The 21105-nt window shown below is 53.3% G+C and carries 28 protein-coding genes and 1 pseudogene; 16 read left to right on the plus strand and 13 right to left on the minus strand.

Annotation, left to right across the window (positions count from 1 at the left end; translation table 11 throughout):
- Window positions 1-10 precede the first annotated feature (10 nt).
- Window positions 11-1330 carry an ATP-binding protein gene (locus tag TGAM_RS10490; protein WP_015859669.1) on the plus strand — a complete coding sequence of 440 codons (1320 nt, stop codon included), beginning with the start codon at window positions 11-13 and terminating at the stop codon, window positions 1328-1330.
- Here TGAM_RS10490 and TGAM_RS10495 read toward each other — a convergent pair.
- The 4 genes from TGAM_RS10495 to moaA are packed head-to-tail and all read right to left on the minus strand — an operon-like array spanning window position 1316 to window position 3965.
- Window positions 1316-1660, minus strand: coding sequence for a HepT-like ribonuclease domain-containing protein (locus TGAM_RS10495; RefSeq protein ID WP_015859670.1), 345 nt, complete (start codon window positions 1658-1660; stop codon window positions 1316-1318). The two genes, TGAM_RS10490 and TGAM_RS10495, sit on opposite strands and share 15 nt — an antisense overlap.
- Window positions 1647-1955 carry a nucleotidyltransferase family protein gene (locus tag TGAM_RS10500; RefSeq protein WP_048811364.1) on the minus strand — a complete coding sequence of 103 codons (309 nt, stop codon included), beginning with the start codon at window positions 1953-1955 and terminating at the stop codon, window positions 1647-1649. Before TGAM_RS10500 ends, TGAM_RS10495 begins: the two co-directional genes overlap by 14 nt.
- Before the next feature lie 33 nt (window positions 1956-1988).
- Entirely contained in the window at window positions 1989-2999 is a 1011-nt protein-coding gene (gene taw22, locus TGAM_RS10505; protein ID WP_015859672.1) for a tRNA (guanine(37)-N1)/4-demethylwyosine(37)-methyltransferase Taw22, read from the minus strand.
- A gap of 39 nt (window positions 3000-3038) precedes the next feature.
- Window positions 3039-3965, minus strand: coding sequence for a GTP 3',8-cyclase MoaA (moaA, locus tag TGAM_RS10510; protein WP_015859673.1), 927 nt, complete (start codon window positions 3963-3965; stop codon window positions 3039-3041).
- A gap of 118 nt (window positions 3966-4083) precedes the next feature.
- On the opposite strand from moaA, the gene TGAM_RS10515 reads away from it, so the two are divergent.
- Together TGAM_RS10515 and TGAM_RS10520 are read left to right on the plus strand one after the other, a co-directional pair.
- Complete coding sequence (locus TGAM_RS10515) at window positions 4084-4839, plus strand: hypothetical protein (protein WP_015859674.1); 756 nt, start codon at window positions 4084-4086, stop codon at window positions 4837-4839.
- A complete protein-coding gene (locus tag TGAM_RS10520) occupies window positions 4805-6220 on the plus strand; it encodes a DUF402 domain-containing protein (RefSeq protein ID WP_015859675.1) in 1416 nt (471 codons plus the stop codon). Before TGAM_RS10515 ends, TGAM_RS10520 begins: the two co-directional genes overlap by 35 nt.
- Here TGAM_RS10520 and TGAM_RS10525 read toward each other — a convergent pair.
- The 4 genes from TGAM_RS10525 to TGAM_RS10540 form a co-directional block, all read right to left on the minus strand.
- Complete coding sequence (locus TGAM_RS10525) at window positions 6217-6603, minus strand: PIN domain-containing protein (protein ID WP_015859676.1); 387 nt, start codon at window positions 6601-6603, stop codon at window positions 6217-6219. The genes TGAM_RS10520 and TGAM_RS10525 overlap by 4 nt on opposite strands.
- Window positions 6600-6824, minus strand: coding sequence for an AbrB/MazE/SpoVT family DNA-binding domain-containing protein (locus TGAM_RS10530; RefSeq protein WP_015859677.1), 225 nt, complete (start codon window positions 6822-6824; stop codon window positions 6600-6602). Before TGAM_RS10530 ends, TGAM_RS10525 begins: the two co-directional genes overlap by 4 nt.
- A gap of 206 nt (window positions 6825-7030) precedes the next feature.
- Window positions 7031-7696, minus strand: a complete 666-nt coding sequence (radB, locus tag TGAM_RS10535; RefSeq protein ID WP_015859679.1) for a DNA repair and recombination protein RadB — start codon at window positions 7694-7696, stop codon at window positions 7031-7033.
- Window positions 7697-7705: 9 nt separating this feature from the next.
- A complete protein-coding gene (locus TGAM_RS10540; protein ID WP_015859680.1) occupies window positions 7706-8341 on the minus strand; it encodes an MBL fold metallo-hydrolase in 636 nt (211 codons plus the stop codon).
- A 97-nt stretch (window positions 8342-8438) separates the two neighbouring features.
- Here TGAM_RS10540 and TGAM_RS10545 point away from each other — a divergent pair, with 97 nt between their 5' ends.
- The 4 genes from TGAM_RS10545 to TGAM_RS10560 all read left to right on the plus strand — a co-directional run bounded on the left by TGAM_RS10545 (window position 8439) and on the right by TGAM_RS10560 (window position 12891).
- The gene (locus TGAM_RS10545) at window positions 8439-9617 is read left to right on the plus strand and encodes an eCIS core domain-containing protein (protein WP_015859681.1); all 1179 of its coding nucleotides are present in this window, start codon (window positions 8439-8441) and stop codon (window positions 9615-9617) included.
- The gene (gene thrC / locus TGAM_RS10550; RefSeq protein ID WP_015859682.1) at window positions 9568-10707 is read left to right on the plus strand and encodes a threonine synthase; all 1140 of its coding nucleotides are present in this window, start codon (window positions 9568-9570) and stop codon (window positions 10705-10707) included. The genes TGAM_RS10545 and thrC overlap by 50 nt, the downstream gene beginning before the upstream one ends.
- A 105-nt stretch (window positions 10708-10812) precedes the next feature.
- Window positions 10813-12057 (plus strand): hypothetical protein, encoded by a 1245-nt coding sequence (locus tag TGAM_RS10555; protein ID WP_015859683.1) that lies wholly within the window; start codon window positions 10813-10815, stop codon window positions 12055-12057.
- A gap of 42 nt (window positions 12058-12099) precedes the next feature.
- Window positions 12100-12891: a DODA-type extradiol aromatic ring-opening family dioxygenase gene (locus tag TGAM_RS10560; protein WP_015859684.1), complete on the plus strand. Its 792-nt coding sequence runs from the start codon at window positions 12100-12102 to the stop codon at window positions 12889-12891.
- On the opposite strand, the pseudogene TGAM_RS10565 reads toward TGAM_RS10560, so the two are convergent.
- Window positions 12888-13225 (minus strand): annotated as a pseudogene (locus tag TGAM_RS10565) (alanyl-tRNA editing protein); the annotation flags it as partial. The gene TGAM_RS10560 and the pseudogene TGAM_RS10565 overlap by 4 nt on opposite strands.
- Between TGAM_RS10565 and TGAM_RS10570 the strand changes: the two are divergent.
- The 3 genes from TGAM_RS10570 (at window position 13209) to TGAM_RS10580 (ending at window position 15319) form a co-directional block, all read left to right on the plus strand.
- Complete coding sequence (locus TGAM_RS10570) at window positions 13209-13469, plus strand: aminoacyl-tRNA deacylase (protein ID WP_238516212.1); 261 nt, start codon at window positions 13209-13211, stop codon at window positions 13467-13469. The pseudogene TGAM_RS10565 and the gene TGAM_RS10570 sit on opposite strands and share 17 nt — an antisense overlap.
- Window positions 13470-13653: 184 nt before the next feature.
- Entirely contained in the window at window positions 13654-15000 is a 1347-nt protein-coding gene (locus TGAM_RS10575; RefSeq protein ID WP_015859687.1) for a cyclic 2,3-diphosphoglycerate synthase, read from the plus strand.
- A gap of 58 nt (window positions 15001-15058) precedes the next feature.
- Window positions 15059-15319 carry a PLD nuclease N-terminal domain-containing protein gene (locus tag TGAM_RS10580; protein ID WP_015859688.1) on the plus strand — a complete coding sequence of 87 codons (261 nt, stop codon included), beginning with the start codon at window positions 15059-15061 and terminating at the stop codon, window positions 15317-15319.
- Between the two features lie 209 nt (window positions 15320-15528).
- Here the strand turns inward: TGAM_RS10580 and TGAM_RS10585 are convergent, their stop codons facing one another.
- From TGAM_RS10585 to TGAM_RS10600, 4 genes are all read right to left on the minus strand, one after another.
- Window positions 15529-15873, minus strand: a complete 345-nt coding sequence (locus TGAM_RS10585) for a DUF3368 domain-containing protein (RefSeq protein WP_148206306.1) — start codon at window positions 15871-15873, stop codon at window positions 15529-15531.
- Between the two features lie 143 nt (window positions 15874-16016).
- Window positions 16017-16268: a UPF0175 family protein gene (locus TGAM_RS10590; protein WP_015859690.1), complete on the minus strand. Its 252-nt coding sequence runs from the start codon at window positions 16266-16268 to the stop codon at window positions 16017-16019.
- Between the two features lie 117 nt (window positions 16269-16385).
- Window positions 16386-16796, minus strand: coding sequence for a secondary thiamine-phosphate synthase enzyme YjbQ (locus TGAM_RS10595; protein ID WP_015859691.1), 411 nt, complete (start codon window positions 16794-16796; stop codon window positions 16386-16388).
- A complete protein-coding gene (locus TGAM_RS10600; protein WP_015859692.1) occupies window positions 16793-17692 on the minus strand; it encodes a thiamine-phosphate synthase family protein in 900 nt (299 codons plus the stop codon). Before TGAM_RS10600 ends, TGAM_RS10595 begins: the two co-directional genes overlap by 4 nt.
- Window positions 17693-17811: 119 nt before the next feature.
- Between TGAM_RS10600 and pyrB the strand changes: the two genes are divergently transcribed.
- The 6 genes from pyrB to TGAM_RS11080 all read left to right on the plus strand — a co-directional run bounded on the left by pyrB (window position 17812) and on the right by TGAM_RS11080 (window position 21103).
- Window positions 17812-18738, plus strand: coding sequence for an aspartate carbamoyltransferase (pyrB, locus tag TGAM_RS10605; protein ID WP_015859693.1), 927 nt, complete (start codon window positions 17812-17814; stop codon window positions 18736-18738).
- Between the two features lie 136 nt (window positions 18739-18874).
- A complete protein-coding gene (gene pyrI / locus TGAM_RS10610) occupies window positions 18875-19330 on the plus strand; it encodes an aspartate carbamoyltransferase regulatory subunit (RefSeq protein WP_015859694.1) in 456 nt (151 codons plus the stop codon).
- A 30-nt stretch (window positions 19331-19360) separates the two neighbouring features.
- Window positions 19361-20173 carry a hypothetical protein gene (locus TGAM_RS10615; RefSeq protein WP_015859695.1) on the plus strand — a complete coding sequence of 271 codons (813 nt, stop codon included), beginning with the start codon at window positions 19361-19363 and terminating at the stop codon, window positions 20171-20173.
- A complete protein-coding gene (locus TGAM_RS10620; protein ID WP_015859696.1) occupies window positions 20170-20745 on the plus strand; it encodes an AAA family ATPase in 576 nt (191 codons plus the stop codon). The genes TGAM_RS10615 and TGAM_RS10620 overlap by 4 nt, the downstream gene beginning before the upstream one ends.
- Window positions 20746-20778: 33 nt before the next feature.
- On the plus strand, window positions 20779-20970 hold the full coding sequence (locus TGAM_RS10625; protein WP_015859697.1) for an antitoxin family protein: 192 nt from the start codon (window positions 20779-20781) through the stop codon (window positions 20968-20970).
- The gene (locus TGAM_RS11080; protein ID WP_015859698.1) at window positions 20957-21103 is read left to right on the plus strand and encodes a PIN domain-containing protein; all 147 of its coding nucleotides are present in this window, start codon (window positions 20957-20959) and stop codon (window positions 21101-21103) included. The genes TGAM_RS10625 and TGAM_RS11080 overlap by 14 nt, the downstream gene beginning before the upstream one ends.
- Window positions 21104-21105 lie beyond the last annotated feature (2 nt).

Below are 21105 nucleotides of genomic sequence, written 5' to 3' on the forward strand. Positions count from 1 at the left end.
GTGGGAAGAAGTGCTCACAAGGGAGGAGATAGTTGAGGTTTTAGCGCCCTACAACCTCTGGGGCGGTAGAAAATGGAACGCCATACCGAGGGACGAATACCTCTCAGAAATTGAGAGGAAACTCTCCGCAGGTGTTGTTGCGCTTGTGGGGACCCGACGTTCTGGGAAAACTACTCTCGCGGGGCTTTTCCTGAAGAAAGCCATAGATGATGGCCTTCCTCCAGAGGGGACGCTCTACGTGAACCTCGAAGACCCGCGCTTTTCCCCCTACCTCTCGCCCGAGTTCCTCGAGGAGGTGTTTTCTGCCTACAGGACGTACGTTTACGACGGCGATGGCCCCATCGTGGTTCTCGACGAGGTTCAGAACGTTCCGGGCTGGGAGAAGTGGGTCAGAAAGGTTCTCGACCTCAGCGAGGCGAGGGTCATAGTTACGGGCTCTACCTCCTCACTCCTTCGCTCCGAGCTCTCAACGCTCCTGACAGGCAGGGTTCTTCCGGTGGAGGTTTACCCGCTTAGTTTTAGGGAGTTCTTGATATTCAGGGGATTTTCCGCTGACTTCAAACGCTTACTGGGTAAACGGAGAAAGGTCGAGGCCCTCATGAGAGAGTACCTCGAGTTCGGCGGCTTTCCTCAGGTTGTTCTCACGGAGGATGATGCCCTCAAGCTCGAACTCCTGAGGGAGCTTTTTGAGGGCATAGTCCTGAGGGACATTGTCTATAGGCACGGCTTCCGTGATGCGAGGGCTGTTAAAATAGTCGCCGAGCTGGCACTGAGCAGGTTTTCCTCACTGGTGAGCGTTTCAAGGCTGAGGAACGAGCTGGCTGGAATACTGAGTAGGAAAGTCTCTCCGAACTTCGTTGATGGTGTTCTTGACGCGATGGATGAAGCTTATCTGAGCTTCCGCGTTCCAATCCTCTCGCCGAAAGTTAAGGACGCAATGCACTACCCGAAGAAGATGTACGCGATTGACACTGGAATAGCGAACATCGTGGGGATACACTTTACAGGAAACATTGGAAGGCTCGCCGAAAACGCCGTCGCGAGGCATCTCCGCCAGCGCTTCCGTGAGGTCTACTATTACCGCGGAAAGGGAGAGGTTGATTTCATCGTTAAGGAGGGCCTCAGGGTAACGCGTGCCGTTCAAGTGACCTGGGACATCGACGAGAGCTGGGAGCGGGAAGTTGAAGGCCTCTTGGAGGCTATGGACGTCTTCGGCCTGAAGGAGGGCGTAATAGTTACTGGCTGGCGTTCCTGCGAGGAGAGGTTTGGGGAGAAAACTGTGAAGTGCGTCCCGCTGTGGAGGTTTTTGATATGGTTATGGAATTTGTAAACTTTCATATAGTCTTTCCATTTTCTCTTTAAGTTCCGGGAGCTTGTTTTGGATAAGGTCCCAGATTAGCTCGACGTCAATTCCGAAGTACTGGTGGATTAGTATGTTTCTCAGTCCAATTATCTTGCGCCACTCTACCTCTGGGTGTTTCTCCCGGATTTCAGGAGGGATTGCCCTGCACGCTTCTCCGATTATCTCGAGGTTTCTCACGACGGCATCTACGACCATCTTGTTTATCCTGAACTCCTCAAGCGTCATCCCATCAGTGTACTCCTCGATTTTCTCTATGGCTTCTAAAATGTCCTCAATGTAGATTCTATAGTCCCTCAACGCTCACCGCCTCGCGCCATACGTACTTCCGGACCCTCGGCTTCAGCGCCTCGACCGTTATCAGGTCAACTTCCACTCCGAGCAGGTCTTCGAGAAGGAACTTCAGCTCCATGTAGTTGTCGAAGGTCTTCTTGCCCTCTTCAAACTCCACGAGGACGTCGAGGTCGCTGTCCTCTCTCGCATCACCCCTCACGTAAGAACCGAAGAGCCAGAGCCGTTTAACACCTAACTGCCTCAGCTCGTTAGAGTGGCTCTGCAGGCGACTCATGATGCGTTTAAGTTTTTCGTTCTCCATCACTTTAAATAACCGGGCAGAGGTTAAAAGCATTCACCTGAGTTCAATGTCGGCACAGACCTTAAACACATGCGGCTTGAAGTCGCTCACCTTCTTCACCCTCACGGAGCACTCCCTTCCAAGCTTTTGGCATTCCTCAAGTATTCTCTGCCTGAATGCTTCAATCTCGTTCTCGTGAACGAAGTCGTAGTAGTGAAGCCAGCGCTCGGCCTTTGAGAGAGTCAAGCTTAGCGCGTCAACGCCCCTCGGCGTTGGGCTTATAACTCGGTCGTAGCTCGGGAGCTCGGGCAGAACCTTGAAGGCGTCGCCGTGAATGAACTCTATCTCGCCCTTCAGCCTCCTCCTGTTGCGCTCTATGTTTTCAAGGCCGAGTTCGTAGGCTTCCCTGTTCAGCTCGACGGCAGTTATCTTGACCTTTCTATACCTTGCTATCACGAGCGCGTAGGGCAGAACTCCGGCGAAGGGAATTAAAATTCTCTCGCCGTCTTTCACCAGCTGGGCCAGCCGATAGCGTTCTCCCTTCATTCGCGGGTTGAAGAAGGCTTTGCTTAGGTCAACCTTAATCTCGACGCCGTTCTCCCTGTGGACAGTTTCGAGCCTCTTTTCACCCCAGATTATTGAGTAGTCCCTGATTCGGAAGGCCCCCTCGTGAAAGCCCTTCCTCGCTATCACCTTGAGGAACGGGTGAACCTTCCTCAACGCGAAAACGATGTCCTCAACGCGGTGCTCCAGCTCGGGCGGGATTTGAATAACGGCGATGTCGCCTATAACGTCGTAGCGCCTGAGGTACTTCAGCTCATCCTCGCTCAGTCTCTCCGCCAAAACGCTCTCCAGATTTTTGTATATCTGTCTCTCTGGCCGAAATGGAAGCTCAACGGGCAAGACCTCGTAGCCGAGGGTGTAACTCCTCTCGTCCTCGATGACTGGTAGGAGAACGAAGTCATCCTCCCTCTTCGGTCGTCTCTTCCCGTCGTAGAGGCCGAGCTTCTTCAGCTTTCTTTTAACTGGTTCAGCTTCTCGCCTTGGAACCTTAAGCGCAGGCAAATTCTCACCGGAGAAAGTTGAGAGGATGGTTTTAAAAACTCACTTCCAGTAGGGCTCGCGCATGAAAATGGCCCTTTTGAGGATATCGACGAGCTCCGCGTCGCTTGCACCGTTTCTCATCGCGCTCAGGAAGTCTATCAAATCATCGTTCCTCAGCAGGCAGGTCTTGAACTTCCCGTCGGAGGTGACCCTCAGCCTCGTGCAGTTGGCGCAGAAGACCGTGTTGTGCATTGCCCTCACGACCTCGACCTCGGCCACGCCGTAGTCGGTCGGGATAAAGTACTTCCTCCGCCTGTGCATCGTTCTCTCACGGATTTCAACGGCTTTCCTTTCGAGCTCCCGCTCGACGGGCTTGAGCGGATAGAAGTACTTCCTGAAGAAGGCCGTCTCAGTCATCTCCCTCGGCGCTTCGAGCTCTATCAGCTGGAGTATCGTTCCCGTTTTGGCGGAGAAGTCTATCATGTCCCATATCTCTCCCTCGTTGAGGCCCTTCATGACCGTCATGTTGAGCTTGACTGGCGAAAGATACTTTACCGCCTCCTCGATGCCCTCAAGGACGTCGTTGAGCGCGTCAACGCCGGTAATTTTTTTGTAAACCTCCGGTTTAAGGCTGTGGAGCGAGACGTTGACCCTATTGAGACCGGCCTTCGCAAGGGGCTTTGCCAGCTCCTTTAAGCGACTCCCGTTGGTCGTCATGCTCAGGTCGATCACGTAGGGCTTTATTCTGCGGACGATTTCAAGGATGTCCTCCCTGACCGTCGGCTCACCGCCAGTAAGCTTGACCTTTCTTATTCCAAGACGAGAGGCTATTCTAACGATTCTCTCTATCTCCTCGGGCGTCATCTCGTTTTTGGCTAAAAACCGCTGGCCCTCGCGGTGGCAGAAAAAGCATCGGAAGTTACACTCCTGCGTGAGCGAAATCCTGAGGTTCGTTACAGGCCTTCCGAAGCGGTCGTAGAGGGGCATTCAACCACCAAGATGATGAACTCTTCAGCTTAAAAAAACCTTTTGGTTAAATTGAAGTGCTTAACAGGAGAAAAGGTAAAGTAGTTGCAGGAACAAAATGAGAGCCCGGGGTGAAAACATGAAGACCGAAAGGGTTCGGGAAATTCTGGCAAGGATAGAGGGCCTTCACAGGGAGTTCGAATCCAAGTTCCCCCTCCTTTATGAAGAGGAAGGCCTTGAAGGGCTCTATCGCACCGTTAAATCTCTCTACTCACTGTCAGTGGAAAAGATGGATCTCATCAGCGAGCTGTACCGTGAAATTGCACCGGTAAGTGGAGATGTTGAGGGCATCCTGAAGGAAGTCCAGAAAAGCGAACACCAGATGAAGTTCCGCCTTGAGGAACTCCTCGGCATTCTCTCAAAGCCAGACCACTATTCCGAAAGAACCAGACTTAAGGCCTCACTCGACAGGCTCGTACACTTCCACCGCATATACGACTACACCATGAGGAAGGCACTTCAGGCAATTGGAAAGGAGATCGAGAGCATAGAGTTTCTCGAGCGGGTCGGGGGAAGCGAAAATCAGAAAAAGGTCCCCACTGGTATAGTTGAGAGACTGAAAAAAATTGACGAAATAGAGAAAGCCCTCGAGACGTCCCTGGTGTTCATGAGGAGACTCTACCTCCATCCCGGGGACGTGTACCGGGTCGAGGAGGCTCTAATCAGATGGCACAGGATGGGACTGCTGTGGGTTGAGGCGAGAAACGTTGAAAAGCTCAGCGGCGTCAGGAACGCCGGCGAGATCCTTGAGGGGCTCACGCTCATTGGAGTAGTGGAAAGGAAGGAACGGGGGGGTGAAAGTGTCTACAGACACAGGAGTTTCAGTTCGGGTTAGGGGAATATACAGCACGGCCCTGACGAAACTCTTCCTCGACAGGGGGTTTAGGATCAGCCAGCCCAGCCAGAAGATAGCCGAAAGGCTCGGGATCGAGAAGACCTACGACGAGTTCGACGTGGACATCTACGACAAGAGGGATCATCACGGGGTGATTCTCGTCGGTACCGAGGTTGAGAAAGTTAAGGAAGTTTTTGAGGAGGAGTTTATAGACGTCCTCTTCCGGAAGCTTCCGTATCAGCTCTACGGCATTTACAAAGGGCTTGTTATAAAGAGGGACGAACGCTACGTCTACGTCGATATAGGGAACGCGATAGGCACGATTCCGGTGGAGGAGGGAAAAAACCTTCACGAGGGCGACGAGGTCCTTGTCCAGGTCAAGAAGCACAACCTCCTTCCTCACCTGAGCACGATGCTGACGATCCCCGGTGATTACGCTGTGCTAATACCGAAACCCGTCGGCGTTCAGAGGCACGTCAAGATCTCCCGGAAGATACGGGACAGCTCTGAAAGAGAAAGGCTCAGAATACTCGGCCTGAGCATAGACATGGGTGAGTGGGGAATCCTCTGGAGGACTGCCGCCGCTTACAAGGACTGGAACACCCTCAGGGACGAGATAATACGCCTCTCCAAGATCGCTGACAGGCTCAAGGAAGCCGAGAAAAAATCCGCCCCGGAGCAGATCGTTGAAGGAAGGAACATATACGAGGTCGAGTTCGGAGGAGGGGCGAAGAAAAAGCTTGACGAAATAAGAAACAGGGTTGTTCCAACGGTCGAGGGACACCACATGCTCAAGGCCTACGACGTGGAGTTCAGCTTTGCCGTTGAGATAGCCGAAGGGATCCTCGCGAAGGTGCCCGGCCAGAGAATTAAGGTCAATCAGGGCTTCTGGGAGGCTTTGCTCGACTCAAAGGGGCCAAAGAAGGGGTGGCTCTTCTTCCTCGAACACAACAAGCCGGACGGCCAGAGGTACAAACTCGGACCGGGAGAGATAGTTGAGGTAACGTTCAACCCGCTCAGGATAACCCTGAGGAGAAACCTCAAACCCGGCAAGTTCTACGACGGCCTCGACCTGCCCATAGAGTTCGGCGACTACGCCATAACTGAGATCGAGGCCGGCAAGTGGTGGTTCGTTCACCGCTACTACGACAGGAACGGCAACCTGAAGGGGGAGTACTACAACATCAACACACCGGTGGAGATCTACCCAGACAGGGCCCGCTACATAGACCTCGAGATCGACATCGTGAAGTGGCCGGACGGGGAGAAGGAGATAATAGATAAAGACAAGCTCAGGGAGCACTACGAGGACGGGATTATCAGCGAGAAGCTATACAAGGCCGTACTGAGGATCACGCAGGAAGTCTACGAGAGGATTTAGGGAAGCAAGTCTATCCCGAGCCTCTCTGCATCCCTTCTTAACTTTTTGTCATACGTGACGAGCCTACCGAACTCTTGGGCGGTTGCGAGTATTACCATGTCGTTAAAGCGTTTAGGATTTTTGGCCAGTTCGAGCGCGCGTTTTGTGTACTTCCCGCTGTCGCCCACTACCTTCGTCCTTGGGCTCTCCAGGATTGAGGATATCACGGCGTTTATTTCCTCCACTCTATAGCCTTCCCCCCTGAAAAACCAGTAGAGCTCATACAGAACTATGCTCGGCACAACCCACCGTTCCAAGGATGCGAGCAGTTTCCTTGCCTCTTCGTTAAACTCAGAATCCCTCAGGACGGCATAGACGAAGACGTTGGTGTCTATGACAGTCATTCTTCCTCACCAAGTCCTTTGAGAATTTTCTTCTCGATTTCTTTAACGGTCAGCCCCTTTCCTCCCGGGAGCATTGGGAGCTCAAGATCGCTCTTTTTGAGGACTATTTTTCCATTCTCCACCTCAACTATGAGCACGTCTCCAACATTAATCCCGAGCTTTTTCCTAACCTCGCTTGGTATAGTAATCTGGTAATTTCTAGTTACCTTTGTCAGTCCCATAGTCTCACCATAATTAGTAGGTTTGTAAAGCTAAAAAGTTTTTGGAAAAATTCCTGAGTGCCCCCCAATGGCAGGAAGGGAAGAAAGCTGAGTCTCGAAGAGCTTGAGCACGTTTACAGGGTAGTAGGAATTATCAAGCGACGATCGAGCTTGTGAAGGAGCTTGAGAAAATAGAGCCGAAGTTTTGAGTTTCTTCTCCTTAAATTTTAATCGCTAACGTCCTCAATGCCCTTCTCAGTAATCTTGAAGTAGACCATGCCGCCCTCCGGTCTAAAACGATGCCTTTCGAGAATGGCCACCCTCTTTCCAGGTGTTGGGAGCTTGTCGAGGCGGAGGATGTCTTTGCAGCGGTAGCCAAGGGTCTGCTCCGCTACGGGCCTTGTCCGTTCAGCCCGTGCATCGAAGTGCACCTGGTTGATCACGAGAACGGGAATTCGGTGCTTCCTTGCTATCCAAAGGAGAACCTGAAGCTGTTTGCCGAGCTCAGAGGTAAGGGAGCGCCAGTCCTCCTCAGCCCGGTAGTGGGCGGTTATCGAATCGACGACCACGAGGCTGAACTCCGGGGTAATAAGCCTCTTAAGCGAGCCAATGACGCGCCTCTGCTCCCTGATGTCGCCAGGGGTGAAGAGGAGAAAACGAGAAAGGGCCTCCTCAGGATCAAGGCCCCTTGCAGAAGCCATCTGGGACAATCTCTCTGGGGAAAAGCCACCCTCCGTATCGACGTACGCAACCTTCTTCCCGCTCAGGAGACCCGTCTGAACGGCGAGGGTCGTCTTTCCGGTGGCATAGGGGCCGTAAATCTGGGTTAGGACGCCCTCCCCAAAACCGCCACCGAGCAGTTCGTCGAGCGATTTTACCCCTGTACTCAACATGCTCTTCCCTCATAGGTTGAACTCTTCTCCGGGTTTGAGCACCTTGACGAAGGCGAATATCCTGTTCTTTCTGAGCTCGTTTATGAGCTTCTCGGGATCGCCGTTTCCATAGGTACCGTAGTGCATTGGAATGACTATCCTCGGCCGTATGTCCTCAACTATCTGAGCCGCTTCACGCTCGTTCGCCGTTGAACGACCGCTTATGGGCACGAGAAGGACGTCCACCTTACCGCGAAGCCTCTGGAGTGAGGGGAAGGAGTAAGTGTCACCTGTGTGGAAGAGCCGTTTATCCCCCTCGATGAGATAGCCGAGCGGGTACTGGCTCGAGGGATGCTCCATAAAGAAGGCAGTGACCTTTACACCCTCACCAAGCTCTATGGTTTCACCCTCAGAGATCTCCCGAACCCTCGTGACCCCGTCGGCGATTGCCATCAGGTAAACGGGCTTGGGGCCGATCACAGTTGCACCCCGGAGGCGGGAGAGAAGCTCGACCTTCCCGTAGTGGTCCGTGTGCTCGTGCGTTATCAGAATGTAGTCCACATCCCCTATCAGATCATCGTCCACGTCCGGGTACGGGTCTATCAGTATCTTAACTCCCCTCGTCTCGATCCAAAAGCAGGAGTGACCGTACCATATGATTCTCATCACGTCTCACCGGTAGGTGAGTTGGAGACTGAGAACTTAAACGTTTCCCAAGAAAAGCGTTTAAGGTTTCCCCTGGAAATAAGGTCTGGAGGTTAGAATGGAGAAGAAAGACCTCAAGAAAACCCTCACCTCACTGGTGCTCGTCTTGATAATCCTCGTGAGCCTAGCCGCGGCCAGCACGAACACGAGCAACGATGTCCTCTCCCAGGTGAACTCCATCCTGAAGAAGGTCGAAGAGATCAGGGGATTGACTTTCAAAGAACATCCGGAGATAGTGGTTCTCACACGGGAAGAGGCCAGAGAAAGATTCAGGCCTGGAAGGCCAGACATAAAGCGAATGAGGCTTGAGGAAGACGTCTATAAGATGAGCCTCCTCCTGCCCCCCAACTACCCCTACGTCCACGAGAAGGTCGAGCAGAGCGTGGGATGGATAGCCGTCACGATCGGTAACACGATCTACATCATAGCGGAGAACTTTCTCTCCGATCCGGACACGGCCAGGAGAGTCATTGCTCATGAGTCCGTTCACGTTCTCCAGAAGCAGTGGTTCAATGCCCCCTACGGCGGGCCGACCCTCGACACCACAAAGGCGATACAGGCGGCGATAGAGGGCGATGCCGACCTCGTCGCGGACATCTACTGCAACGAAACGGGGATCCCGATCCACAAGATAACGGACCTCTACACCAGGGATCCTGTAACGGCACTGGGCATCTTCCCTTACGTCTTTGGTGACAGGTTCGTCGCATACCTCTATCGCACAGGGGGATGGAGGCTCGTTAACGAGATGTACAGCCATCTGCCGAATACGACCAAAGTCGTGATGTTTCCCAGCTTCTACCTCCAGAACTGGACGCCCATCGACGTCAGGGCCGATGTAGAAAGGCTGGTACCAAAGAACGCAACAATAAGGTACTCCGACAGGATGGGGGCCTACTACGTGTTCCTGATCTACTGGGGACACAACGCCACCAGGGAGAAAGGAATGGAGATGGCCAAGGGCTGGTACGGAGACTGGCTGATCATGGGGGACGTCAACGGCACCAACGGAACCGAGCGGTTCCTGGTGTGGGAGGTTCTCTTCGACACCCCCGAGCACGCGACAACCTTTGGGAACTTCCTTGAGAGAATTGCAAAAAACGACGACTACGCCACATTTACAGTTAAAACCAGCGAACAGAGGGTTACACTCCTGGCCAAAAAGACCCTCTCGGAGGGGAAAACCGATGAAAGTGAAGGGGAAGTTGAAGTGCTCAATCTGTGGAAAGACATATGACAAACCGCTTCAAAGATGTGGATGCGGTGAGCCCGTCGAGTTCGAGCTCTTCGAGGGAGAACCCTACATAGGGAAGAGCGTCTGGGAGCGGTTCTGGGACTTCTGGCCGCTCGAGCCCGCGCTTGACTTTTCCCTTGGCGAGGGCGACACTCCGCTGGTTAAGTCAAGGCTCGGCGACGAGTTTGGAATAAAGCTCTACCTCAAGAACGAGACTGTGAACCCGACGTGGAGCTTCAAGGACAGGGGAACTTTTCTGGCGATGAGCTATGCCCTCAAAGCCGGCTACAAAACCGTTGGGACGGTCTCGACTGGAAACATGGCGGCGAGCGTCTCTGCCTACGCCACCCGCTTCGGACTTAAAGCTAAAATTCTCGTCTCCGAGAGCGCGGGCGACGAGAAATTAAAGGCCGTCTCGGTCTACGGCGGAGAAGTGATAAGGGTTCACGGCGACTACGGGAGGCTCTACTTCGAGAGCCTCAAGCTGGGAGAAAGGCTCGGGGTCTATTTCATGAACTCGGACAACCCCCTCAGAATAGAGGGCTACAAGAGTATCGCATTTGAGATAGCCGAGGAGATAAGCCCGGACTACATTCTGATTCCGACCAGCTCGGGCGGTCTTTTCAGGGGAGTGGCAAAGGGCTTCATCGAGCTTTACAAGAGCGGTCTCATTGAAGGCCTCCCAAAGCTGATAGCCGTCCAGGCCGAGGGCTGTTCTCCGATATGCATGGCCTTCCGCGAGGGGAGGGAAAAGGTGGAGCGCTTCGAGAACCCGAGAACGATAGCGAAGGCAATAGCGAACCCCTACCCGCCGAGCGGCAACGCGCTTCTGAAACTCCTGAGGGAGTTTGGCTGGGGTTGCGTTTCAGTTTCGGACGATGAAATCAGAAAAGCTCAGGAAAGGCTCGCCCGCGAAGGCCTCTTCGTCCAGCCAGCGAGCGCAACGGGGATAGCGGCTCTGGAAAAGCTGAACCTTCCAGAGGGGGCTAAGGTCGTCTCGGTTCTCACGGGTTCTGGGCTGAAGGTTCTTGGCGACGTACCTAAGAGAGACATAAAGGAGTGTTCGCTTGAACGTCTGACCGAGTGTTTTTAGTCTCTTTGAATCCCAGTTTTACTCAGGCAAGTGTATACATCAAGCCACAAAATACTTATATATGTTAAAAGCACTAGACTATCATGAATCACGAGGTGACTCCACATGAAGAAGAGTAGAACAAAGATAGCGGCAACAGCACTACTACTGGCAGCAGTGATCCTAGTGATCCCGGCCGTGTACGGAGTCCAACCCGACAACGCGGGTACCCTTTACTCTGCATATCTTGACTGGCTTCAGGGAAAGCCAGTCGGACTCGCGAAGATTAACATCCAGACCCCCGAAAAGCTGAGCGGAGCCAAGATAGTTGTAATTGACATGACCTCCCAGAAACCGCGCCAGCTCTATTCCGGAGACCTCTACACACCTACCGTCAAGATAGAAAGGAAGCCCATGGGCACGTATCTGGAAACCAAAGTCGAGAACGGCAGAGTAGAAAGTGTTGAAAAAGTCAGATTCATGCCGGTTACCCTGCTCATAATAGTCGCAAACGAGAACTACTGGGGCGTGAAGACCATAACCTTCGAGCCGAACAAACCCATGACAACCCTAAACTTAAAGGTACCACTCCACAAGGGGAAGGCCAGAAGAGGCGGCATCCACGTTGAGAGCATACGAACTGAAGACCATGGGGAAATCACTATCAATGGCATAAAAACGGCCATCATAAGGAGCCTACCCGGAACCACCGTCAGCTGGGTTGTCGGCAGGGACGACGCGATAGCATACGAGAGCTTTTCCCAAGATTGGGTAGACAAACCTGACCCAACAATGTGGCAGGATTCAGGGTCAACTCTAGTGAAAGATAAAGAAATATCTTGCGCAATCTCCGCCTCAGACGGAGAAGTTCGCCTTGTGACTTCAAACGTTGCTTATAGAGTAACCGAAACTGAGATCTGCACGTGGCTCTGGTGCAGGGACATCTGGACTTTAGTCCCAATAAGAATAGAGAACTTCCACGTAACTTCCATAGGTCACTACAGCGGGGAAATACCCGCAGGAATGCCCGTTAGGTACCGGGACAGAAGCGAAAACATAAACTCTTTTGACATACTGTTCGATGGATCCTCTGACAACGGAGGGGTTTACTTCACGACCACTATCTCAACGCAGGTCTGCGGTGGAGCCGGCGTTCAGGTGTGCTTTACAGGAAACGTGGACACATACCGTGAAAGTGCCACTGGTTACAGACCTCACTACCACGTAACCATAAACAACTGGGGACATCACACACGGCTCTACTACGCTTACAAGGACGGAAACGGAAGAAACTACTACGAGATCTACCTGAAATGGGGGCCGGCCGACGATTCAATGCCCCAGCCCCTCACGGCATCCGACAAGGAATGAGAGAATTTTTATTTCGCTTTTCTCACCCTTTTCTGTGGTACCATGCTCGTCGGAATAGGCATGATGCCCCACGGGAACCCGGTTCTTGAGCCCCCAGACGAGGAAACCGAGAGGCTCGCGGAAGTCCTGAGGAGAATCGGTGAGGAGTTCAAAGATGCAGACTCCTACGTCCTGATAAGCCCGCACAACGTCAGAATGAGCGACCACCTCGGCGTCGTCCTTGCTGAAAACCTCGTCTCGTGGCTCGGCTTCGAGGGAAAGGAACTGCCAGGGGAGTGGAAGACCGACAGAGAGCTGGCCGAGGAAATTTACGAGGCCGAGAAAAATGCGGGAATGCCCGTCGTTGACCTGAACTTTGCATCACTCCGCGGTGAGTACTCTCGCTGGCCGCTGAGCTGGGGTGAGCTGATCCCGCTCCAGTTCCTCGAAAGGAAACCGCTCGTCCTGATGACGCCGTCGAGGGGAGTTAGCAGGAAAACGCTCGTCCGCTTCGGCGAAATCCTCAGCGAAGTCCTTGAGCTGGAGGAGAAGAGGGTTGCGCTGATAATCAGCGCGGATCACGGGCACGGTCATAGCGAAAACGGCCCCTACGGGAAGGTGAAGGAGAGTGAGGAGTACGACAGGCTGATAATGAAGCTCATCAACGAAGACCGCCTTGAGGAGCTTCTCAGCATCCCCGAGGACCTCGTTAGGAAGGCCCTCGTGGACAGCTACTGGCAGATGTTAATAATGCTCGGGGCGATGAGAAAAGCGGAGTTCGAGTTAAAGGCGAGTGCCTATGCCTGTCCGACATACTTCGGCATGGCAGGGGCGCTGTGGGTGAGAAAAAGCTAAACGACTCCAAAACTAGTCTCCAAAAGCCCCCTGCTCCTCCTGAAGCGAACCTTTCCGATTTTTATCCCCCAATTCCGCCCGTCGTCCTCGTGTGCTCCTTATTGCACGCGTTGACGTTCCAGCCCTCGATGACGACCACCTTGAGGGTTTTAACCTCCTCCGGAACGGGAAACAGGTCGTACATGTCCTCTCCGAAGTGCTTCTCCGCTTCTTCGCGCGGAAGCTCGTAAACCTCAACTGGAGCGTTCTCCTGGACTTTCTCATTGGCGAGGCGCTCTATTTCCTCTACCTCCTCGGGCGTTGGCTTCCGATTGAACTTGACGGTCAGCCTTCCGAAGCTGGAAAAGAAATTCGGAAAGTGCAGGTTTGCAAAGCCAAAAGAGGTCAAAGAACTTACAGGCTACGAGGTCAGTGGCGTTTCTCCCGTCGGCGTGCCGCTCAGGACAATAATTGACCCAAGGGTTCTGGAGAACGAGCACGTCATCGGCGGGGGAGGGGCCGTTAACAAACTCATCAGGATAAGGCCCGAGAGAATCGTCGAGTACCAGCGGGCGGAGATAATGGACGTTAGAGAATAATCGGGCCAGTTATCAACCCCACAGGTAAATTCAAACGGGGAATATTCAGCCGTGTTTGGATGTTTTTCAGTTCAATAATAGCTTTATCGAATAAATCCCGCTTAGAGCTTGTATTATTAAACGAAAACCGTTATAAGTGTAAAGCTCGATACGTCAGCGGACAAAGTTTTAGGGGTGAACAAAAATGGCCGAGAAGAAAAAGAAGAGGGTCCTGATTCTCGGAGCGGCCGGAAGGGACTTCCACAACTTCAACGTGTTCTTCAGGGACAACCCTGAATACGAGGTCGTTGCCTTCACCGCCACTCAGATTCCGGACATCGAGGGCAGGCTTTACCCGCCCGAGCTCGCCGGCGAGCTCTACCCGAACGGAATCCCGATATGGAGCGAGGATGACATGGAGAAGATAATCAAGGAGCACGACATTGATATAGTCGTCTTCGCCTACTCCGACGTCTCCCACGAGCACGTCATGCACCTCGCCAGCAGGGCCCACAGCGCTGGTGCCGACTTCTGGCTCCTTGGACCCAAGAGCACCATGCTCAAGTCCAGCAAGCCTGTCGTTGCGGTCACCGCCGTCAGAACCGGCTGTGGAAAGAGCCAGACCTCAAGAAAGGTCGCCCAGCTCCTCCAGGAGATGGGGTACAAGGTCGTTGCCATAAGGCACCCGATGCCCTACGGTGATTTGAGGAAGCAGGTCGTCCAGCGCTTCGCCACATTCGAGGACCTCGACAAGTACGAGTGCACCATCGAGGAGAGGGAAGAGTACGAGCCCTACATCGAGCGCGGTATGGTGGTTTACGCGGGCGTTGACTACGAGAAGATTCTCCGCGAGGCCGAGAAGGAAGCCGACATAATCCTCTGGGACGGAGGAAACAACGACTTCCCGTTCTACGAGCCCGACCTCTGGATAGTTGTCACCGACCCGCACAGGCCCGGCCACGAGCTCAAGTACCACCCCGGTGAGACCAACTTTAGAGCCGCTGACGTCATAATCATCAACAAGATCGACACCGCTAACAGAGACGACATCCAGAAGGTCCGCGAGAGCATCGAGAAGGTCAACCCGAACGCCACCGTCATCGAGGCCGCTTCACCTATATTCGTGGACAACCCCGAGCTCATCAAGGGCAAGCGCGTTCTCGTCGTCGAGGACGGTCCGACCCTCACCCACGGCGGCATGAAGTACGGAGCCGGGTACGTTGCAGCGAAGAAGTTTGGAGCGAAGGAAATCATCGACCCGAGGCCCTACGCCGTCGGCTCCATCGTCGAGACCTACAAGAAGTACCCGCACCTCGACGTCATCCTCCCTGCTATGGGCTACGGCAAGAAGCAGATTAAGGAGCTCGAGGAGACCATCAACAGGGCCGATGCCGACGTCGTCATCATGGGCACCCCAGTTGACCTGCGCAGGTTCATGAACCTCAACAAGCCAGCCGTTCGCGTCCGCTACGAGCTCGAGGAAATCGGCCAGCCCAAGCTCAAGGACATCCTCGAGAACTGGGTCAAGAACTGCGAGAAGCTTAAGAAGTGATTCCCGGAACGGGAAACCCTTTTATTCTCTTCTTTCGTAATCTTGTACAGGTGATCCTATGGCAATGGTACTCGCATTTGTCGGGATAGTTTGGTTGTTGGGCATACTCAGCCTGATAGCAGTGATTTGGGTGATATACGATATCGTGACAAAACAGAAGCGCATGCCGGATACGGAAAAGTTGATATGGATCCTTGTGGCCCTCTTCCTTAACATAATCGGGGCGATAATATATTATCTCGTTGTCAAGGCCAGCGGCAAATACGAGGAGGCTCCGGAGGAAAGGTTTGAAGGCCTAGATAATCCGATTGAGATCTGACCGGAAGCCTTTTATGTTGAAACGCCTAACCCAAATCGCCCGGGGAGCACCGCCGAGGGCGGAGTCAATGAACTCGGGCGGGTTATTACCCCCTTTTACGGCGTTTTTGGAGGTTCAATACTGGAACTGAGGGCGTCTCTTTGGAATTATTCCTGAGAAGCGCATCTTCACCATCCAGCTCAAGAAGAGCAACAAGGCAGAGATATCAATCAAGATTTAAGCTCTCCAGCGCTTTTCAATATTTTTCGCACGATTTCATCGGAGATTCTGAACCCGTGCTTCCTCAGTTCTTCTACATAGGGTCCAATTTCACTAATCAGACCCTTCCTTTTGGCAAAAAGCAGAATTCCAAGTGTCCCGGTTACTCTCAGTTCAAAGCTCCTCGCGACCTTCCTCGGTTCCTTATCATCGAGAACGACCAAATCAACGTCCTTTTCAATGGCAAACGATATTGTCTCGGCCTCTCCGTAATCAACCAGCTCAAGCAGGAACCTAACGAGTCGCTGATTCGTGGGTGAGACCTTTTTCAAAAAGTTCGCCTTCGCTATATCCACAGCCTCCTCATGCGCGACTCCTTCCACAACGGTTTCGTAGTAGACTGCATTGGTAATGTAGACCTCGTCAAAGAGTTCATCGAGAATGTGGAGCAGTCCAAGCTTGGCGAGAAATATGAGTGGCGATGAGTTTATGGCAACTCTTATGATAGCTCCTCCAGGACTTTGAGGTCGTTCTTAAGCTCCTCCTCGTCGTAAGGAATCCCTTTGCCTTCCCGCGCAAGAATCTCGAGAAACTCCCACTTGCTCAGCCCAGCCAGCTTTCTCGCTTGGCCAAAAGAGAGTATTCCCCTCTCATATAGCCTTATGGCCAACTCAACCTTGACCCTCTCTTCTATCTCGTCCTCGGGCAGTTTTACTATTTCAGGAAGCTCAACAACTATCCTCTTTCCCATTCTCCCACCGTTCCCCTTTTGCGTTCCAAACCTATTTAACGCCTTCGCATCGGGCGTTATGAGTTTTGAGAACTCACACTTTTCAAGGTATATAAATTAGGTGAGAACTCGAAGTTCTCACTCCCCCATAACCTGCACTATTACCCTTCTTTGCCTCGGCCTGACGTCGAGTTCGACGAAGAAAATCTGCTGCCAGGTTCCACGAACGAGCCTGCCGTCAACGATTGGGAAGCACTCACTCGCGCCGAGGAGCGTCGCACGCAGGTGGCTGTGGGCGTTGTCATCTATCCTGTCGTGGAGGTAGCCGGCGCCTTTTGGTATCAGCTCCCGTAGAGTGCGCTTGAAGTCCTCCAAGAGACCCGACTCGTGCTCTATCGTGACTATAGCGCCCGTAGCCCCGGGCACGAAAACGAGAGCAATGCCGTTCTCGATTCCGCTCTCCTCGACGACCCTTTCAACCTCGGCCGTTATGTCCACGAGGTCGATCTCTCCCCTCGTAGAAAACCGGAGCTCCCGGGTGTAAATCACCTTCTCACCCCCAGCTCGTTAATCAGAAGTTCAACCTTTTTCAGCACATCGAAGGGATCCCTGCCGAAGATGTAAACGAGGGGCTCAACACCGTGACCGCCTTCATCAACAACGACATCGTAGAGAGCATCGGCAAATGGTCTGGCTATCTCCTTAATTGCCTCATCCTCCGGCATTCCCTCTGTTTTTACCCGTGCGACCCTGAAGTTAAGCCTCCGGAGGGCCTCCCTGATCCTATCACTGTAGCGAACGTTGAGAACGCTCCGTACTTCCGGACGAAGCCTGCCAACCTCAACGAGAATACCTGCGGTGAACCTGCTGGCCCCGAACTCAGGAGGCAGTGCGTAGGGCTTCCCCTTGGCTATCGTTATCCTCCCCGGAACCGCTGCCACCTCCTCCGGACCTTTGGGAGAAGGCAGGGCATAGGCAAAGTTGCTCCTGACCTCAGGGATGAGCTCCTTAAAACCATCCATTTCCACCAGCCTCTTCAGGGCGACGGCAAGTTCCTCAAGGACTTCTGTGCCAGTCCTGTCGGAGTATATGGAGTTGCAGGCCTCCTCGCTAATCCCCGCGTACTTGGAGTAGAACTTACAGAGAAAACCGCTCCTGAAGAGTTCCACGAGACGCTTTGAAACCAAGACCACAGCTTCTTCTCTCGTCCCGCCGTAGAGGATGAACCTTCCGATTTCCTCCGCCAGTTCATCGAGCTTTCTCGCCAGCTCCCCAGGGGGCCTTTTGTACCTGCCGGCGAGATACTTGCTCACCATTGCCTGGGTAACTCCTAAGTAATCCGCAATCTCAGCCTGTCTGAAGCCCCCTCGATAGAGGACTTCAGCAACCTTCGCCCGCAGATAAGGCATGACCTCTTCTGCCAGATAAACGGCGGGAGTCCTCATAACCATCACCAGCCAGAGCATAATCGACTTATAGCCTAAAGGTATTGCGGTTTTTACTGAACAAAATTATGTCAAAAAAGACTTAAAAACCCATCGAATTTTACACGAGAAGGGCACCTATGGACTGGAACGGAAGGGACGTTATAAGCATTAGGGACTTCTCAAAGAGCGACATCGAGTTCGTTTTGAAGGTCGCCGAACGGCTTGAGGAAGAACTCAGGGAGAAGGGCTCGCTCGAATACGCGCGGGGGAAAATTTTAGCCACGCTCTTTTTCGAGCCATCGACTAGGACGAGGCTTAGCTTTGAGAGCGCGATGCACAGGCTCGGCGGCTCTGTTATAGGCTTCTCTTCGGCATCGAGCACGAGCGTCAGGAAGGGCGAAAGCTTGGCCGACACGATAAGAACCGTTGAGCAGTACAGCGACGTGATTGTGATTAGGCACCCGATGGAGGGAGCCGCTCGGCTAGCGGCGGAGGTGGCGGAGGTTCCTGTCATCAACGCGGGCGACGGGAGCAACCAGCACCCAACTCAAACCCTCCTCGACCTCTACACGATAAAGCGCGCCTTTGGGAAGATTGACGGCCTCACCATCGGCCTGCTCGGCGACCTCAAGTACGGGAGAACAGTTCACAGCCTCGCGGAGGCCTTAGCCTTCTACGACGTCGAGCTCTATTTGATTTCACCAGAGCTCCTGCGGATGCCTAAGCACATCGTCGAGGAGCTCCGCGAGAGGGGCGTTAAGATCCACGAGACGACCGACCTCGAGGGCGCGATTCCAGAGCTTGATGTGCTCTACGTAACGAGAATCCAGCGCGAGCGCTTCCCTGACGAGGAGGAGTACCTGAAGGTCAAGGGCAGCTACCAGGTGAACTGCAAGCTTTTGAAGAACGCCAAGGAAACGCTAAAGGTCATGCACCCGCTCCCGAGGGTGGACGAGATTCACCCAGAGGTTGACAAGAGCGAGCACGCGCTCTACTTCAGGCAGGTCTTCTCCGGCGTGCCGGTGAGGATGGCTCTTCTGGGTCTAACGCTGGGGGTGCTCTGAATGAAGACAAGTTTGAGGGCGCATCCCCTTCAAAACTCTGGAGGGGATGCATGGAGAGTTTGGAGTGTTGGTAAGACCCCAAATATTTTCCGCCAGCGCTTTGCGGAGCAAAGGGCTGTTACGGGGGTGCTCTGAAATGCCCGAGCTGAAGGTTGAGGTAATCCCCGAAGGGACAGTCATAGACCACATTCCGGCCGGAAAGTGGCTCAAGGTCATCGAAATCCTTGGATTAACCAAGCCGAACGGGGGAACGCTGCTGATAGCCTCGAACGTCCCCAGCAAGAAGCTCGGAAGGAAGGACATCGTAAAAGTTGAGGGAAGGTATTTGAGCGAGGAAGAGGTCAACAAGATTGCCCTCATCGCGCCTGACGCCACCGTTAACATCGTCAGGGACTACAAGATAGTGGAGAAGTTCAAGGTCTCGATTCCAGACGAGATAGTGGGAATCCTCACCTGCCCAAATCCAAACTGCGTCAGCAACCACGAGTACGTGAGGCCGCGCTTCAAGGTCGAGAGCAGGGAGCCGCTCAAGCTCCGCTGCCACTACTGCGAGAGAACGATTGAAGGGGAAGAGATAATCGGGAACCTTTAGCTTTTTAACCTCCTCGTCTTTTCTATTTCGATGATTCCCCCAACGGTCGAGGACGTATCAAAATTAGTTCGGGAGATAAGGCTTGAGCACGGCCTTCCAGAGAGCCCCTTCAGGATAGACGAGGTTCGCTACGACCCAAGGGGGGACAAGCTCTTCATAATAGCCCACGACAGGACTGACAAGAGCGTTATCATCGGCAACAGCCTCGTCATCGGAAAGCTCCGGGAGAGGCTCGGAGTCAAGCAGGTTACGGTTTACTCAAACCTCGACCTTGAAATTAAGAGGAGAAAGCTCAATGAGGTGGAAAAACTCGTAAAGGGGACGGAGCTTGGGTTCCTAATGCCGATAATCGAGGCAGAGCGGAGGTTTCCACCGAGGGAATGGCCTGAAGTTAGAGGAAACCTGAAAACGCTCGTCTTCCTGAGCTTCTCCGCCAAACCACTCCTCGGCTTTGCCAGGGCTCTCAAGCTCCCCTACGAGGCAGTCGGACTGAGATATACTTTTCCAAGGCTCGAGTATGAGGCCGTTGAAGGGAACCTTAGGGAGCTGTTCTTCCCGGACGAGGACAAGCTCGTGAGAATCGCGGGGGAAAGGGGCGCAAAGCTTGTCTTAGCGGATTTTCCATTCTCGCTAAACGAGAGGGAGGAGGTTTACCTCCTCAATCCTTTCAGGCTTCTCCACATCGGCTTCTTCGAGCTGAAATATCTTTTTGGCTTCGAATTCCCCACGATGGTCGATGAGGAAGCCCTCCTTGAGTTCGTCGCGAAACTCACCTACGACGGCCTCATGGAGTCCACAGATGGGGCCAAGGTTGTATGGCGCTACTGGAGGCGGAGGAGATGATAATCGGAGTCGTTGGAAAGATTGCCGCTGGGAAAACTACCGTTGCCAGGTTTTTCGAGGAGAAGGGCTTCTGCAGGGTCTCGTGCAGTGACCCTCTTATAGACCTCCTTACTCACAACGTTTCCGACTACTCCTGGATTCCGGAACTGCCCGAGAAGGCCGAGCCGACGCGCGAGAAACTCATAGAGTTCGGGAAGTACCTGAAGGACAAATACGGCGGGGACATATTGATTCGCCTCGCCGTTGACAAGAAGAGGAACTGCGAAAAGGTCGTCATAGACGGCGTCCGCTCGCGGGAGGAAATCGAGGCGATAAAAAGGCTCGGTGGAAAGGTCATCTACGTCGAAGCCAAACCCGAGATAAGGTTCGAACGCCTGATGAGGAGGAAGGCCAGCAAGGACAAGGGAATCAAGACATTCGAAGACTTTAGGGCGATGGACGACGCCGAGGAGAGGCTTTATCACACGAGCGAGCTGAAGGAATTGGCTGACTATGTCATAGTCAACGAGGGAACCCTTGAGGAGCTGAGGGAGAAGGTGGAGCGGATTATTGAGGAGCTGAGCAAGGCTTAAAGGGAGTTAGGGGTAAAGGAAGTTAGTGGGAACATGGAGGTTGTTGAGGCGGTTTACGAGAACGATGTGCTGAGGCCTCTGAAGAAGCTAAACCTGCCGGAACACACGAGGGTGAGGATAGTAATAACTCCCGACATTGACGAGATAATCGACTCCATGCTCATCAGAAAGGTCGAAAAAATCAACTACAAGCGCCTTAAGGAGGCGTACTATGAGTCGCTCTGAGATTGAGGGGAAGTATCAACTGCTTCCCAACGATGCCCCCATCGTTGCAACCTGCGTGGAACACGAGATTGAGCGCATTCTAACCTTTGACTCGGATTTCGAGAAGGTTCCTCTGATAAAAGTTATCGGGTGATT

This window comes from Thermococcus gammatolerans EJ3 (genome assembly GCF_000022365.1).
Taxonomy (GTDB): domain Archaea; phylum Methanobacteriota_B; class Thermococci; order Thermococcales; family Thermococcaceae; genus Thermococcus; species Thermococcus gammatolerans.